Genomic DNA, 16271 nt, shown 5'->3' with positions numbered 1-16271 from the left:
ACTGACTGACGGCTGGGTCAGGGTCAGCGGCGGGCACTGCGGCACGCCCTCAGCCGGTGTTGCGCAAGCCCGCCGCGATGCCGGCCACGGTCACCAGCAAGGCCTGTTCCAGCGGGCTGTCGAGCGCCGCTTCGCGTTGCCGGGAGCGCGCCAGCAGCTCGGCCTGCAACAGGTGCAGGGGGTCAAGGTAGGTATTGCGCAGGCGGAAGAACTCCAGCGTCACCGGGCTGTGCGCCAGCAGGTGAGTCTGGCCGGTGAGGCCCAGCACCACCTGGCAGGCCTGCGACAATAGGTCGCGCAGCTCGTCACCCAGAGGCTTGAGCGAATCGTCCACCAGGCGCTGGTCGTAGAACCGCGCGATGTCGCTGTCGGCCTTGGCCAGGACCATCTCCAGCATGTCGATGCGAGTGCGGAAGAACGGCCAGTGTTCGCGCATCTGCCCCAGCAGTTCGCCCTCGCCGCGCTCCAGCGCCTTGCCCAGGGCGGTTTCCCAGCCCAGCCAGGCTGGCAGCATCAGGCGCGTCTGGGTCCAGCCAAAGATCCACGGGATGGCCCGCAGGCTTTCGATACCGCCCTGGCGGCGCTTGGCCGGGCGGCTGCCCAGAGGCAGGCGACCGAGCTCCTGTTCGGGGGTCGACTGGCGGAAGTACTCGACGAACTGCGGGTGCTCGCGGACCACCTTGCGGTAGGCCTTGACGCCGTCGGCGGCAAGTTCGTCCATCAGCAGGCGCCAGGCCGGCTCAGGCCTGGGCGGCGGCAGCAAGGTGGCTTCGAGCACGGCGGCCAGGTACAGGTTGAGGTTCTGCTCGGCGATGTCCGGCAGGCCGAACTTGAAGCGGATCATCTCGCCCTGCTCGGTGGTACGGAACCGCCCCGCCACCGACCCCGGTGGTTGCGACAGAATCGCCGCGTGGGCCGGGCCGCCGCCGCGCCCGACGGTGCCACCGCGGCCGTGGAACAGCAGCAGTTCGACGTCCTGGCTGCGGCAGATGTCCACCAGGGTTTCCTGGGCGCGGTACTGCGCCCAGGCGGCCGCGGTGGTGCCGGCGTCCTTGGCCGAATCGGAGTAGCCGATCATCACCTCCTGCGGGCCGTGCAGGCGCGTGCGGTAGCCGGGCAGCTGCAGCAGGTGTTCGATTACCGGGCCGGCGTTGTCGAGATCGGCGAGGGTTTCGAACAGCGGCACCACGCGCATTGGCCGCAACACTCCGGCTTCCTTGAGCAGCAGTTGCACCGCCAGCACGTCCGAGGCGGAGCCGGCCATGGAGATCACGTAGGAGCCGAGCGATGCCGCCGGCGCTGCCGCGATTTCACGGCAGGTGGCCAGCACCTCGGCGGTGTCGGCCGATGGGCTGTAATGAGCCGGCAGCAACGGCCGGCGGTTGTTCAGCTCGCGCAGCAGAAATTCGATGCGCGCCGACTCGTCCCAGTCCTCGAAACGGCCCAGGCCCAGGTAATCGGTGATTTCGGTCATGGCCGAGCGATGCCGGGTGGAATCCTGGCGCACGTCCAGGCGCACCAGGAACAGGCCGAAGGTCACCGCGCGGCGCAGGCAGTCGAGCAGCGGGCCGTCGGCGATCACGCCCATGCCGCATTCGTGCAGCGACTGGAAGCACAGTTGCAGCGGCTCGAGCAGCTCGCGGTTGTGGTGCAGCACTTCCTCCCCTGCGGGCTGCGTGACCTGCAGCGAAGCCTGGGCCCAGTTGCGGGTGGCGCGCAGGCGCTCGCGCAGCTGTTTGAGCAGCGTGCGATAGGGCTCGGCGCTGTCACCAACCTTGGCCCGCAGCGCCGGGCTGGCTTCCTGCATCGACAGCTCGCTGGCCAGGTGGTCGACGTCGCCGAGAAAAAGGTCGGCGGCCATCCAGCGCGCCAGCAGCAGCACCTCGCGGGTCACCGCCGCGGTGACATTGGGGTTGCCGTCGCGATCGCCGCCCATCCACGAAGCGAAGCGCACCGGCGCCGCCTCCAGCGGCAGGCGCAGGCCGGTGGCGGCGTGCAGCGCCTGGTCAACCTTGCGCAAATGGCTGGGGACGGCGTGCCACAGGGAGTTCTCGATCACCGCGAAGCCCCACTTCGCCTCGTCCACCGGAGTGGGTCGTACGCGACGGATTTCTTCGGTATGCCAGGCCTCGGCGATCAGCCGGTGCAGGCGCTGCTTGATCTGCTCGCGCTCGGCCGGGATCAGGTCGCGATGGTCCTGCAGGGCCAGTTGCGCGGCAATGGCGTCGTACTTCTGGATCAGGGTACGCCGGGCCACTTCGGTGGGGTGCGCGGTGAGCACCAGCTCGATGTCCAGCCGGCCCACCTGGCGCGCCAGGGACTCGGCGCTGTGGCCAGCCTGCTTGAGGCGTTCGAGCAACTCGGGCAGCACCGTGGCTTCGAACGGCTGGCCCTGGCTTTCGTCGCGACGGCGGATCAGCTGGTATTGCTCGCAGATGTTGGCCAGGTTGAGAAACTGGTTGAACGCCCGTGCCACCGGCAGCAGATCGTCCTCACCCAACGCGTCGAGGCTGGAACTCAAGCGCTCGACAGAACCCTCGCCATCGAACAACGAACCGCGCGGCTGGGCGCCGCGATCGGCCTTGGCACTGCGGCGGATGCCCTCGATCTTTTCGAGAAACGCATCGCCGTACTGCTCGCGCACGGTCTGGCCCAACAATTCGCCCAGCAAGTGGACGTCCTCGCGCAAGCGCGCGTCGATATCACTCATCGGCTTTCTCCCTGATGTTGTTATTAAGGGTCACTGGCGTCATGAGCCAACATGAACCCGGCGCGGTGATGACTGAACAAGCGGCGGCAAAACCGCTCTATCTTGTTAGATGCTAGCTTGAACCTGCAAGCGTGCTGTCCACCAACCTGGGAGGTTGTTCATGAAGATCCGCGAACTGGCAACGCATTGGGAAGACACCGCCAAGGGTCGCCTGACCAAGACCGGTTACACCATACACCTGGACGTCGAAGCCGCCGCACGCCTGGCGGCGCTCGCCGAGATGTACCCCAAGCACCACCCCGAGGAGCTGCTCGGTGAGTTGATAGGCGCGGCCCTGGAAGAACTGGAAGCCAGCTTCCCTTACGTCAAGGGCGCCAAGGTGATTGCCACCGACGAGGAAGGTGACCCGCTGTACGAGGACGTCGGGCCGACCCCCCGTTTTCTGGAGCTGTCCAAGCGCCACCTGGCAGGCCTTTCTGCCGCTGAATAACGGCTGCAAATCGCAACGGTGGGAGGGGCGCGCAGCCCCCGAGTCTTTGCTGAAGATCAATGGATCGGGGCTGCGCACCCTCTCCCCTGCCCCCCGCCAGACCTTCTACCCCGCGCAAAATTCCTGTCATGACAAATTGTTCGTGTACAAACAAAACACTGAACTATTCAAAAAACCGTTTGGTCCGACGTTGTAAGCCATCGCAGGACGAGTCGTCGCCAACGTGGATTGAAGGCCTGAAAAAGGCCCGGCACGCAGGACTCTTCGACTGCCATGGACGTTGAAGTATTTCGGGAGTTATCCAATGGAGTTGAAGACCATGAACATCAGCACTGCCAAACAATCGCTGCACAAAATGGGCTCTTTGAAACTGGCTGCATTGGCCCTGGGTAGCAGCCTGCTGCTGGCCGGTTGTGCCGGCAACCCTCCGACCGAGCAATACGCCGTGACCCAATCGGCCGTCAACAGCGCCGTCAGCGCTGGCGGTACCGAGTACGCTCCGGTGGAAATGAAAGCCGCCCAGGACAAGTTCAAGGCTGCCGAGATGGCCATGCATGACGAGAACTATGACAAAGCGCGCATCCTCGCCGAACAGGCCGAGTGGGATGCCCGTGTAGCCGAGCGCAAGGCCCAGGCCGAAAAAGCTCAGCGCGCCGTCAAGGACTCTCAGCAAGGGGTTCAGGACCTGAAGAACGAAGGCATGCGCCAGGCGCAATAAGCCTCCAGCCCCTTTGCCATCCGAATTTGATTTAAAGGACGAACACCATGCGTAAACAATTGATGATTCCTGCCCTGTTGGCCCTGAGCGTTGGTCTGGCTGCCTGCGCCACCCCGCCTAACCAGAACCTGGAACAGGCACGCACAAACTTCACCTCCTTGCAGACCAACCCGCAGGCCAGCACCCTGGCCGCACTGGAAACCAAGGATGCTTCCGACTGGCTGAACAAGGCTGACATGGCCTTCCGCAACAAGGAAGACAGCAAGAAGGTCGACCAACTGGCCTACCTGACCAACCAGCGCGTTGAAGTGGCCAAGGAAACCATCGCCCTGCACTCGGCCGAGAACCAGCTGAAAAACGCTTCTGCCGACCGTGCCAAGGCGCTGCTGGCTGCCCGTGACGCGCAGATCAAGAAGCTGCAGGACAGCCTCAACGCCAAACAGACCGACCGCGGCACCGTGGTTACCTTCGGCGACGTGCTGTTCGACCTGAACAAGGCTGACCTGAAATCCAGCGGCCTGAACAACGTCAGCCAGCTGGCGCAGTTCCTCCAGCAGAACCCTGAGCGCAAGGTGATCGTCGAGGGCTACACCGACTCCACCGGTTCGGACAGCTACAACGTCAGCCTGTCCGAGCGCCGTGCGACTTCGGTACAGGCAGCACTGGTGAAAATGGGCGTGGATCCGGCGCGCATCGTCTCCCAGGGCTACGGCAAGGAATACCCGGTGGCTGACAACAACAGCGCTTCGGGCCGCGCCATGAACCGTCGTGTGGAAGTGACCATTTCCAACGACAACCAGCCGGTGGCACCGCGCACTCACTGAGTGCCGCACCCGCTGTAGAAAAACCCGCCTGTTGGCGGGTTTTTTTATGCCCGCAGCTATAAATAGCCCTGCGTGGCCGCACGTCCGCGTTATCCATTGCCCCCCCGCACAGCAATGGAATCGAACCATGCCCACTTTCAGCACAGACTACGTCAAACAATACGACACCCTTGTCTCGCCACTCGAAAGCGCCGGCCAGCCGCAGTGGCTGCAGCAGGCCAGCGCCGAGCAGCGCCACCAGCTTGCCCGGCACCAGGCCCAAGGACGCGCTCAGCGGCGCAATGCCCAGCAGCGGTTCGGCCAACTGCAGAGCCTTTATGCCTATAACGAAGCGGACCTCGGCGCGCTGGATGCAGCCACGGTCTCGCCGCAGGTGTTCTATCAAGTGCAGCAGCGCCACCAGCTGGATGAGCGCTACTCGACCTACCTGCAGGTGTCGCTTGAGGATCGCGAGTTGCGCAATGCCAAGCAGGACGCCTGGTTGGCGACCCTGCGCGAGGAATACACGATTGCCCTGATCAAGGGTCAGCAGCTGCGCGAAGAGGGCCGTCGCCTGTTGGACTGGATCATCGATGCCTATCCGTCGGGGTCCGCGGAGTTCAGGCAACAGGGTCCGTTTACCGGCACTCACTTGGCCGAATGTGCGCATCTGGTATTGAATGACTCGGTCGCCGCACCCGAGGTGATCGTCCTGCTGAGCGGCCCGGACCTGCCCTGCGTGGTGTACATGCCCGGCCATCCACAGCACCCGCTCAGGCAATACCCAAGCCCTGCCAGCTTCTATGTCAGCCTGCGCCGGGAACTGCAGGACTTTGCCTTTCAGGCCTACTTCAGCCGTTTCATCGCCCTGCGCCAGCGCCAGTCGCTCAACCTGGCTACCCTTGGCACCGAAGTCCTCCAGCAAGGCTTGCGCGGCCACCTGGTCGACCAGATGAGCGCGCGGCTGCGGGACGATGCCGAGTATCTGATCGCGACCAGCCCCGAGGAGGCAGCCACACTGAAAGCGGCCTTGCCCGACTACGCCGAACATGTGCAGGCGCACCTCAATGAAGGCGCGGGTGCAGGCCTGGGTGCGAGCGAAGAAGATGAAGGCCGCGCACCCTCCGACTGGCTGGCCCAGCGGCGCTGGGTGCGGCGCGAAAGCGGCGGCCGTGAGCACTGGATGGTCGACCTCGGCGCCTATCGGCTGCCGCCCGCCGAGCATCCGTCGGTGGCCGCCGATCACCAGGGTCTGTATCGACAGGACGAAGCTACGCTGATCGCTATCAACGGCAGCTTCTATCGCGTGAAACAAGACTCGGACCAACAATGGCGCATCGTTGCCCCCGGCGCCGCCAACGGCTTTCAGCCACGCTTGCAGCACAACGGCGCGGGGGCCTGGCATCACGACCTCGAACAACCGCAGCGCTGGAATCGCCTGGCCCTGCTGCGCCGGCTCGGGCCGATCAGCGCGGGCCTGGATGACCAACGCCTGCTGCGGCTTGCGCGCGCAGCATCGGCGAGCAACGACCAACTGCGTCAGGTGTACCTGCTCGACAAGCCGATACCCATCGCCCTGCAGGACACCCTGCTGCGCGCGCGGATCGAAGATCAAACCGCCGCCACGATGCTGCGCATCAGCCGTGGCCAACCAGTGCCTGGCATCGACCTGATCCCCGAGGTCAAAGCGTTCTACCGCGCCCTGGCGGTGGCCAATGGCGAGCCCGAGGCGCACTCGCGCAATCGGCGCAGCGACGATCCGCCGGCCCCCCCTGCCCCCGCCGAAGACTGCACCGGCGAGTGCGTACCCCCCCGAAGCGACCTGTTGACGATCTGGAACCTGCGTCTGGCCATGGCGATTGGCGTGCATCGCTATGAAGCGGCGCAACTGCCCGCCGATACGGTGGTGCACGAATTGCAACGGCGCTTCCCCCTGCTGCCCCTGAGCTATGCACAGCGCTACGTCGACGAGAATCACGCGCTGGTCGACAGGCAGCTGAACAACCCCTATGCGGCCTTGCCGCTGATACCCGCCGAACAGCTGCAAGTCATGGAGCACGATGCGCGACTGACCCGTGCACTGGAGGGTTTCAACCAACGCTGGTCGAACCACGAGGACACCTTCATCCTCGCCATTCGTCTGCTCGAATACCACCATGGCTGGGTCCCCGGCACGCCCCTGCTGCTGCGGCGCGGCGGACGCTTCGGCGACCCGCTCGCCGAGCTGGGGGAGACCGACGTCGACACCACCTGCATTTATCGCGATGAAGACGAAGGCTGGTTTGCCGTCAGCGCCAACGGCGTACTGCTGGCTCAGGACCTGACCGACCTGGGGTTCTACCGCGCCGTATTGCATGCCCTTGGCGAAAGCCAGCGCATCGCCCTGGGCTTTGGCATCAACGAACCGGCGCGCCTGCAGCAACGCTTGAGCGAGATGGCGCTGGCCCGACCCCAGCGTGCCCGTCTGCTGCTCGGGATGCCAGTGCCGCGCAACTGGCTCAGCCCGCCGGAGCTTGGCGTGCAACAGCGCCGCAGCCGCGCCGGCCTGCTGGCGTCGGCCCATAGCGACAGCGCACTGATGCAACGAGAAAGCGCGCAGACGCGCGTGGAAAGACTGCTCACCCATACCGCGTTCTGGCGCTCGACAGCGGTGCAGACCTGGCTGGCGACGATGACTCGTCAGGCCAGGCCAATCGACGCCATCGTCAGCGATCTCGAGCAGCAGCGCCAACTGCTCGATGGTGCGGTGCAAACCTGGATCAACCAGAGTGCCGACCTTGCCGCGCGCATCGCCCGGGAACGTGTGGGCGACCGGCTGCAACAGGCCTGGGAGTCGGAGCTCAGCCGTCACGGCTACAACCTGAGCTTCACCGATTCGGCCATGGCGGGAATGCCGCCGCTGCCTTGCCCTTTACCGGACGTGATCTCCCTGCGGGTGGCCGACATGCACAACCTCGACGGTCTGGCGCAGATGCTGGAACAGTTGCCCAACCTGCACCGCCTGGAGTTGACCAACCTGCCGCTGGCCGAGCTACCCGAGTCGCTCGCCCAACTGCAGCAGCTGCGCTGGCTGGATCTTTCGCGCACCCGCCTGACGCCCGGCAGCCTGGCCAGGGTCGGCCGATTGCGCAATCTGAATACGCTGGTGATCAGCAATCAGGACAACCCCGAGTCGACCTGGACAGCCCGGCACATGGAACGCATCATGGCCGGCGGCAACTTGCGCACCCTGACCATGGAGAATTCCCAAGTACGCTTCGACACGGGCGTGTTCGAGGTGCTCGCACGCGGCCATCTGCACGCCTTGAATCTGACGCAGAACCAGATTGCCCTGGATCAGCGCAGCAGTGCCGAACTCGCCGGCCTGACCGAGCTGCGCGTGCTCGATCTCTCGCGCAATCCTTTGCAGCACACGCCGGACCTGCGCCAGATGATCGACCTCGAAGAGCTCGACCTGTCCCACAGTGGAATCCTCCAGTGGCCGCTCGGGCTGGAATTCCTGCCGGCACTGCAAGTGGCCGACCTGAGCTACCTGAGCATCGCCGAGGTGCCCGCTGGGGCAGGTTTGACGCAGGGCCTGCGGATGTCCAGCGTGCATCTCGAAGAGGCCCATCGTCAGCGTTTCGAACAAGAAATGCGCACCGCCGGCAATCGCTATAACGACGACGAGGACAGCAGCAGCGGTGATGCATCCTCCACCTCATCGGACGCAGAGACTGCCGCCGTACGCACCGCCAACGCCCTGCGAGACGGCTCGCGGCTGTTCGAAGGCATGAACGATGGCGACCTCGCGCGTGCCGAGGCACTGCTCGCCACCACGGGCTCGACCACCGCCGAGTTCTTCGCCTTGCTGCTGCGCATCGACGTCTCGTACGCCGCGCGCCAACCCGCCGGACGCATGCGTCAGCGCATCCAGGCGATGATTCGCGGCGCCTTCAATGCCGACTTGCGCCGCACCCTGTTCGAACAGGCGCAGCAGGCCATGAGCTGCGTCGACCGCGACGCTCTGGTGTTCTCGCAAATGGAGAACACCCTGCACGCCGACCAGGCCCTGGCCCGCGCCGATGACGAACACGCGATGCATGAACTGGTTGCACTGGGTACCAGCCACTGGCGCGCGGCGCGATTGCGCGAGCACGTCGCGTCCAATGTCCGGGCCTGGCGCCACCAGGGCTACAGCATCGACTACAGCGAGATCGAGCTGTATTTTCGGATCGCCCTGGCCACTCGGTTGAACCTGCGCGATCAGCCGTCAACTCAGGTTTTCACCAGCTATACGCAATGGGTCACGGCGCAGATGCTCGAAACGGCCTACCAGGCGGTGATTGCCCAGCAGGACGTCCTGCTGCCGGCCTACCTGAATGCGCAGGCCTACTGGCAGCGGTTTCTGGAAACGGCATATGCCACGCGCATCGCCGAGATCGACCAATGGCGTGCCAGCATCGGTGGATACCTGGATGCGGCCGCAAGCGAGGATGATCTGCTGCCGGAGCTGGGTGAGAGTGATCGTCAACGCCTGCGCCAACTGCTGGTCGACATCGGCCAGCTAGGCGTGGCTGACGAGCTGCCGACGGTGGTGCGGCTGGACAGCGGCGCCTACGTGCGTGCCTACGATGTACTGCAGGAGCGAGTGGGGCAGGCGCGCCTGGAAATCACCCGGGCGATCGTCCGGGAACCGCAGCCCGGGCCTTCCTGGCGGCAATGATCGGCAATCGGCCGGGGCTGCCGGGCATTCGTTTCATGGATAGTCCGGCACCATCGCCAGCCGGCGCAGGCCGTTGAAGTGCTCGGGGTCTTCGAGGAACCCAAGCATCACCTGGCGCCAGGTAGGGTCGGCAAACGTCTGGACATGGCCGCCGCGGGTCAGCTGCAGGACCCGTGGCGGCGGCGCCGCCTTGAACAGGCTGATGCCATTGGCCAGCGGCACCACCTCGTCATCGATGCTCTGGAAGTACAATTGCGGCACACCCTTGAGCCGTGCCACCGAGCGGATCGCGCTGTCGCCATCGGGCACCGCCCAGGACAGCGGCACCTGCAGCGGCCAGGTCAGCCATGAGGTGCTCAAGGTGTGCTGGCCGATATCCCGGTAGCTGGCGGGCACGCCATCGAACACCAGTGCCTTGAGCCGCGCCAGCTGCGCTGGATGCTCGCCCAGATAATGCACGGCCATGGCTCCGCCCAGGCTCTGCCCCAGCAGCACCAGCGGCTTGCCCTGCACCTCGGGTTGCGCCTGCAACCAGGCAAAGGCCGCATCGATGTCCTGATAGATCGCCGGCAGGCTCGGCTTGCCCTGGGACAGCCCGTAACCGCGGTAGTCGATCAGCAGCACCTGATACCCTTGCTCCGGCAGCCACCAGCTGCCACCCAGGTGCATGGCCATGTTGCCGCCGTTGCCGTGCAGGTGCAGGACGGTGCCCTTGACGGGCACCCCGGCCTTGGCCGGCAGCCACCAGCCGCGCAACTGCGTGCCATCGGCGGCGGTCAGGGTGACGTCGCGGTAGGCCAGGTGAGCGCGCTCGGGAGTGAACGGCAGACCCGGCTCTGGGTAGAACAGCAGCGAGCTGCACGCCGCCAGGCCCAGGCTGACGGCCAGCAGCGCGGCCTTACAGAATGTTCGAATAGTCGGCTTCAATCCGGTCCAGGCTCAGGTGGTTGAGGAAGTTGGAGAAGCACATCCAGGCACTCAGCGCGTTCATGTCGCGAAACTGCTCGGGCAGGTACTTGGGCGCTACGACCAGGCCTTCGTCGACCAGTTGGCGCAAGGTGCGCATGTCTTCGAGCGTGGTCTTGCCGCAGAACAGCAGCGGCACCTGCTCCAGCTTGCCCTTGCGCACCGCTAGCTGGATGTAGTTGTAGACCATGATGAAGCCTTTCAGATACGACAGGTCCTTGGTGAATGGCAGCCCGGTCGGCGTCGAACCGCGGAACACGCGGCTGGCGTTGCCATAGCTCTCGGCCATCTCGAAGCCCTGCTCGCGAAAGAAGTCGAACACCTGGAGGAAATCCGCACCCTGCTCGACCATGTGGATGGCGCGGGTGCGGTTGGTCAGCTTGCGCAGGCGGCTGGGATAGGAGGCGAAGGCAATCACTTCCATGAGAATCGCCAGGCCTTCCTGGGTCACCGTCGAGGAGGGCGGCCCCTTGGAAAGGAAGGTGCAGATCGGCTGGCTCAGGCCGTTGAGCGTGGTGCCGACGTGGACCAGGCCTTCATGTACCTCCAGCGCGCGCACGTCGCGCTCGTTGAACATGGCGTCCGAACGCACCTTGATGTAGTCGGCACCGGCTGCCGCGTCGGCGACGATGCCGTCGGACTCGAACACGCGGATGGTGCCCTCGGCCTCGCCGAAGGTGCGGTTCAGCCGGCCCTGGAGCATGGCCACGGCGTCCTTGGCGGTCAGCGTCTTGGCCTCGTCCTTGAGGTCGCCACGCCCGGCGATGTTGTTCAGGTAGTCGGAGAGCATCATGCCCAGGTCGGCCAGGGTCGGGTCACCGGCATGGAAGGCGTCGGAGGCGGCGCCGTAGAGTTCCTGTGAGATCAGGCCGAAGTCTTCGGTGCCACGCGCTTCGAGCATGCGCACCACCATGCGGTACTCCTTGCACATGCGCCGCATGATCTGCCCTACCGGGTTGAACTGGCCGAGCTGGCGAGTAATGTCGCGCTCGATGTTCTGGAACTCCAGCTTCACCGCACTGGAATCGAAACCCAGCGGGCGGCTCTGGTAGTAGGCCCGGTCGATGGCCGGCAGCTCCTTGCCCTTGGCCTTGAGAAAACCCTGGCGCACGTTGTCGTCCCACTTCACCGCGTCCAGTACGCGGATCGGCGTCTGCGCCTGCACGATCCGATCGGACAAGGCTCGTATCGTCTGCTGGTACTCGTCCATCCGCCCTCCTTCCTTTAAATCAAAACGCCGTTGCCGTCAGGCCGCGCCCAGCACCAGGTGCATGAAACGCACCAGCAAGCTCAAGTGCGCATCAGGCTGCGGGGACTCGGGCCGTAGCAGGCCCTGATACTCCATGCGACCGATGATCGCCGTCAACAGTTGCGCGTCTTCCTGTGGGTCGCGCGAGCCTAACACTTCCAGCAGGCGGCGCGCGCCTTGCAGCAGGATGCGTTCGTGGGAGGCCACCAGTTCGGCCAGCCGCGGGTTGCGCAGGGCCTCCTGGCGGAACGCCTGCTCGGCCATCAGGTGATTGCGCCGGCTGCGCAGCTGGCGCTGCACGTAATCGGCGGTCATGCGTGCAATGGCATCAGCCAGCCGCGCGCGGGCGGCCTGGCTGCCGTCGTCTTCAGCGAGCAGCTGGCGCAGCAGCACCTCGGTGTTTTCCCACAGCTTGGCCATGAACGCCGCGCTACGCTCGACGTACTGGGCGAAGGTGTCGCTGAGCAGGTCGTCGATGTCCTTGAAGTAGTAGGTGGTGGCCGAAAGCGGCACACCGGCCTCGGCGGCCACGGCGCGGTGGCGCACGCCGCGCACGCCGTCGCGTACGACCACGCGCATGGCCGCATCGAGGATTTCCTGGCGGCGCAGCTCGCTGCCTTGGCGCGAAGCCTTGCGGCCCTGATAGCGCACGGCCTGGGCCACGGCATTGGCGATGCCGGCGGGGCATTGGTGGGTTGTTGCAGGGTTCACTGTAGGGTTCCTTGTGAGCCTTGTGGATTGCTGATGGCCCTACAAATCCAGGGCCAAAAAAAAACCGCCTCACGGGAGGCGGCTTGTATCGGTCCGGTTACGCTTGCGGACGCATGTGCGGGAACAGGATCACGTCGCGGATCGACGGGGCATTGGTCAGCAGCATGACCAGGCGGTCGATGCCGATGCCCTCGCCCGCCGTGGGCGGCATGCCGTATTCCAGGGCGCGAACGAAGTCGGCGTCGTAGTGCATCGCCTCGTCGTCGCCGGCATCCTTGTCGGCCACCTGCGCCATGAAGCGCGCAGCCTGGTCCTCGGCGTCGTTGAGCTCGGAGTAGGCGTTGGCGATTTCACGGCCGCCGATGAACAGTTCGAAGCGATCGGTGACGCTGGGGTTGTCATCGTTGCGACGGGCCAGCGGCGACACTTCGAACGGGTACTGGGTAATGAAGTGCGGTTGCTCCAGCTTGTGCTCGACCAGTTCCTCGAAAATCATCACCTGCAGCTTGCCCAGGCCTTCGAAGCCCAGCACCTTGGCGCCGGCCTTCTTGGCGATGGCGCGAGCCTTGTCGAGGTCGTTGAGGTCGTCGGCGGTCAGCTCGGGGTTGTAGTGCAGGATCGAGTCGAACACCGACATGCGCGCGAACGGCTCGCCGAAGTGGAACACCTTGTCGCCGTACGGCACGTCGGTGCTGCCGAGCACCAGCTGCGCCAGCTCGCGGAACAACTCTTCGGTGAGGTCCATGTTGTCTTCGTAGTCGGCGTAGGCCTGGTAGAACTCGAGCATGGTGAACTCGGGGTTGTGCCGGGTGGAAACGCCTTCATTACGGAAGTTGCGGTTGATCTCGAAGACCTTCTCGAAACCACCGACCACCAGGCGCTTGAGGTACAGCTCGGGCGCGATGCGCAGGAACATTTCCATGTCCAGGGCATTGTGGTGGGTTTCGAACGGCTTGGCCGCCGCGCCGCCCGGGATGGTCTGCAGCATCGGCGTCTCGACTTCGAGGAAGTCGCGCTTCATCAGGAAGCTGCGGATATGTGCGATCACCTGCGAGCGCACGCGGAAGGTCTCGCGTACGTCCTCGTTGACGATCAGGTCGACGTAGCGCTGGCGGTAGCGCTGCTCGGTGTCGGTGAGGCCATGGTGCTTGTCGGGCAGCGGGCGCAGCGACTTGGTCAGCAGGCGCACCTGGGTCATCTCGACGTACAGGTCGCCCTTGCCGGAACGGGCCAGGGTGCCTTCGGCGGCGATGATGTCGCCCATGTCCCAGGTCTTCACTGCGGCCAGGGTTTCCGGCGACAGGGTCTTGCGATTGACGTAGACCTGAATGCGCCCGGTCATGTCCTGGATCACCATGAACGAGCCACGGTTGAGCATGATGCGACCGGCAACCTTGACCGGGATCGCTGCAGCTTCCAGCTCTTCCTTGGTCTTGTCGACATACTGTTTCTGCAGGTCGTTGCAGTAGCTGTCACGGCGGAAGTCGTTGGGGAAGGCCTGACCCTGGGCGCGCACGGCGGCGAGCTTTTCCTTGCGCAGGGCAATCAGGTTGTTTTCTTCCTGTTGCAGGTCTTGCGGATCGAGTTGTTGGTCGCTCATGTCTTCAAAATTTCCATCAGGGGTTCTTTGCACCCCGCCTGGCGGCGGGGATCGCGGGCAAGCCTTGCTCCCACGGGGAGCGCGGTTACAGGCCCTGTTTCAAGCTGGCCACCAGGTACTCGTCGATGTCGCCGTCCAGCACTTTGTCGCAGTCGCTGCGTTCAACACTGGTGCGCAGGTCCTTGATGCGCGAGGCATCGAGCACGTAGGAGCGGATCTGGTGACCCCAGCCGATGTCCGACTTGGTGTCTTCCAAGGCCTGCGAGGCGGCGTTGCGCTTCTGCACTTCCTGCTCGTACAAGCGCGCCCGCAGCATTTTCATGGCGGTGTCCTTGTTCGCGTGCTGCGAGCGTTCGTTCTGGCAGCTGACCACGGTGTTGGTCGGCACGTGGGTGATCCGTACCGCCGAGTCGGTGGTGTTGACGTGCTGACCGCCCGCGCCGGAGGAGCGGTAGGTGTCGATGCGCAGGTCCGCCGGGTTGATGTCGATTTCGATGTTGTCATCGATTTCAGGCGACACGAACACCGCCGAGAAGGAGGTGTGGCGGCGGTTGCCGGAGTCGAACGGGCTCTTGCGCACCAGGCGGTGCACGCCGATTTCGGTGCGCAGCCAGCCGAAGGCGTATTCGCCCTTGATGTGCAGGGTCGCACCTTTGATACCGGCGACTTCACCGGCCGACAGCTCCATGATGGTGGTGTCGAAGCCGCGCTTGTCGGCCCAGCGCAGGTACATGCGCAGCAGGATGTTGGCCCAGTCCTGGGCTTCGGTGCCGCCGGAACCGGCCTGGATGTCGAGGTAGGCGTTGTTGGCGTCCATCTCGCCGCTGAACATGCGGCGAAATTCCAGCTTCTCGAGGGATTCGCGCAGGCGTTCGACCTCGGCGGCGACATCGTCGACAGCGCCCTGGTCTTCTTCCTCGGCAGCCATCAGCAGCAGGTCCTTGGCGTCGGCCAGACCGCCGTGCATCTCGTCGAGGGTGTCGACAATCTGCGCCAGGGTCGAGCGCTCACGGCCCAGTTCCTGGGCGTACGACGGGTTGTTCCAGACGCTGGGGTCTTCGAGCTCGCGGTTGACTTCGATCAGACGTTCATTCTTCTGATCGTAGTCAAAGATACCCCCGAATGGTTTCGGAGCGCTCGGACAGGTCCTTGATGCTGTTCAGGATCGGGTTGATTTCCATGGCGGGCGGCACTCGTGCTAAAGGCGTGTCAAAAGCCGGAGAGTATAACGCAGCCGAACAAGCCTGTGGGAATCAAGCGACACCTGCAACTGCACGACGGCCATGGGCGACCGGATCAGAGATCCTGCCCCACCACCACCTGATTGCGGCCGTTGTTCTTCGCCTGGTACAGCCCCTTGTCGGCCATGGAGATCAGGTCGCGGCAGTTGTCCGGGCGGTTGGGCGTCAGGGTGGCCAGGCCGATGCTGACGGTCAGGTTCGAGCCCGCCTCGGGAGCGATGTGCGGGATGTTCAAACCGATGATGGTCTGGCGCAGTTTCTCCGCGATCAGCCGCGCGCCGCCAGGCGAGGTGCCTGGAAGCACCAGCGAGAATTCTTCACCGCCGTAGCGCGCCGGCAGGTCGGTGGCACGATTGGTGGCCTCGCGGATGGCGTCGGCGACCCGGCGCAGCGCTTCGTCGCCGTCCAGGTGGCCGAAGTTGTCGTTGTACGACTTGAAGTAGTCGACGTCGATCATCAGCAGCGAGATCTGGGTCTTGTCGCGCAATGCGCGGCGCCATTCCAGTTCGAGGTATTCATCGAAGTGACGGCGGTTGGACAGCCCGGTCAGGCCGTCGGAGTTCATCAGCCGCTGCAGCACCAGGTTGGTGTCGAGCAGCTGTTGCTGGCTGACACGCAGGGCGCGGTAGGCGTCATCGCGCTGCAGCAGGGTCAGGTAGGACCGCGAGTGGTAGCGAATGCGCGCCACCAGTTCGATGGTGTCGGGCAGCTTGACCAGGTAGTCGTTGGCGCCGGCGGCGAACGCCGCGCTCTTGATCATCGGGTCTTCCTTGGTCGAAAGCACAATGATCGGGATGTCCTGGGTGGCCGGGTGGTTGCGGTATTCGCGCACCAGCGAGAGACCGTCGAGCCCGGGCATGATCAGGTCCTGGAGGATCACCGTCGGCTTGATCCGCATTGCCTGGTTGATCGCCTGCTGGGGATCGGAGCAGAAGTGGAAATCGATGTTTTCCTCGTGCGCGAGGCTGCGCCTGATGGCCTCGCCGATCATCGGCTGGTCGTCGACCAGCAGCACCATGGACTTGTAGGCATCGGACGATTTGAATTCTTCGATCTGCAGGTCAATCATGCTCTCACC

The 16271-nt window shown here is 64.6% G+C and carries 11 protein-coding genes; 4 read left to right on the top strand and 7 right to left on the bottom strand.

Features of this window, described 5'->3' with window-relative positions; genetic code table 11:
- Positions 1-49 precede the first annotated feature (49 nt).
- Positions 50-2710 carry a phosphoenolpyruvate carboxylase gene (gene ppc, locus SFA35_RS06520; RefSeq protein ID WP_320576408.1) on the bottom strand — a complete coding sequence of 887 codons (2661 nt, stop codon included), beginning with the start codon at positions 2708-2710 and terminating at the stop codon, positions 50-52.
- A 160-nt stretch (positions 2711-2870) separates the two neighbouring features.
- On the opposite strand from ppc, the gene SFA35_RS06515 reads away from it, so the two are divergent.
- From SFA35_RS06515 to SFA35_RS06500, 4 genes are all read left to right on the top strand, one after another.
- Positions 2871-3200 carry a pilin assembly protein gene (locus tag SFA35_RS06515; RefSeq protein ID WP_320576406.1) on the top strand — a complete coding sequence of 110 codons (330 nt, stop codon included), beginning with the start codon at positions 2871-2873 and terminating at the stop codon, positions 3198-3200.
- Positions 3201-3504: 304 nt separating this feature from the next.
- Complete coding sequence (locus SFA35_RS06510) at positions 3505-3918, top strand: DUF4398 domain-containing protein (protein ID WP_320576404.1); 414 nt, start codon at positions 3505-3507, stop codon at positions 3916-3918.
- Positions 3919-3965: 47 nt separating this feature from the next.
- A complete protein-coding gene (locus SFA35_RS06505) occupies positions 3966-4742 on the top strand; it encodes an OmpA family protein (RefSeq protein WP_320576402.1) in 777 nt (258 codons plus the stop codon).
- A gap of 127 nt (positions 4743-4869) precedes the next feature.
- The gene (locus SFA35_RS06500; protein ID WP_320576400.1) at positions 4870-9426 is read left to right on the top strand and encodes an NEL-type E3 ubiquitin ligase domain-containing protein; all 4557 of its coding nucleotides are present in this window, start codon (positions 4870-4872) and stop codon (positions 9424-9426) included.
- Between the two features lie 33 nt (positions 9427-9459).
- Here the strand turns inward: SFA35_RS06500 and SFA35_RS06495 are convergent, their stop codons facing one another.
- From SFA35_RS06495 to SFA35_RS06470, 6 genes are all read right to left on the bottom strand, one after another.
- Positions 9460-10353 (bottom strand): alpha/beta hydrolase, encoded by an 894-nt coding sequence (locus SFA35_RS06495; RefSeq protein WP_320576397.1) that lies wholly within the window; start codon positions 10351-10353, stop codon positions 9460-9462.
- A complete protein-coding gene (locus SFA35_RS06490; RefSeq protein WP_320576395.1) occupies positions 10325-11602 on the bottom strand; it encodes a flavohemoglobin expression-modulating QEGLA motif protein in 1278 nt (425 codons plus the stop codon). Before SFA35_RS06490 ends, SFA35_RS06495 begins: the two co-directional genes overlap by 29 nt.
- A 36-nt stretch (positions 11603-11638) precedes the next feature.
- Complete coding sequence (locus SFA35_RS06485; protein ID WP_320576394.1) at positions 11639-12352, bottom strand: TetR/AcrR family transcriptional regulator; 714 nt, start codon at positions 12350-12352, stop codon at positions 11639-11641.
- A 97-nt stretch (positions 12353-12449) separates the two neighbouring features.
- Positions 12450-13952 carry a lysine--tRNA ligase gene (lysS, locus tag SFA35_RS06480; RefSeq protein ID WP_320576392.1) on the bottom strand — a complete coding sequence of 501 codons (1503 nt, stop codon included), beginning with the start codon at positions 13950-13952 and terminating at the stop codon, positions 12450-12452.
- Between the two features lie 85 nt (positions 13953-14037).
- A protein-coding gene (prfB, locus tag SFA35_RS06475; RefSeq protein ID WP_320576390.1) for a peptide chain release factor 2 occupies positions 14038-15133 on the bottom strand; the annotation gives its coding sequence in 2 pieces (ribosomal slippage) (positions 14038-15060 and positions 15062-15133; 1095 coding nt in all).
- 115 nt (positions 15134-15248) lie between these two features.
- A complete protein-coding gene (locus SFA35_RS06470; RefSeq protein WP_320576388.1) occupies positions 15249-16262 on the bottom strand; it encodes a PleD family two-component system response regulator in 1014 nt (337 codons plus the stop codon).
- Between the last annotated feature and the right edge of the window lie 9 nt (positions 16263-16271).

The sequence above is a fragment of the Pseudomonas sp. HR96 genome (assembly GCF_034059295.1).
GTDB lineage: Bacteria > Pseudomonadota > Gammaproteobacteria > Pseudomonadales > Pseudomonadaceae > Aquipseudomonas.
The sequence above is the reverse complement of the archived record's forward strand: the minus strand, read 5'-3'. Positions and strand labels throughout refer to the sequence as shown.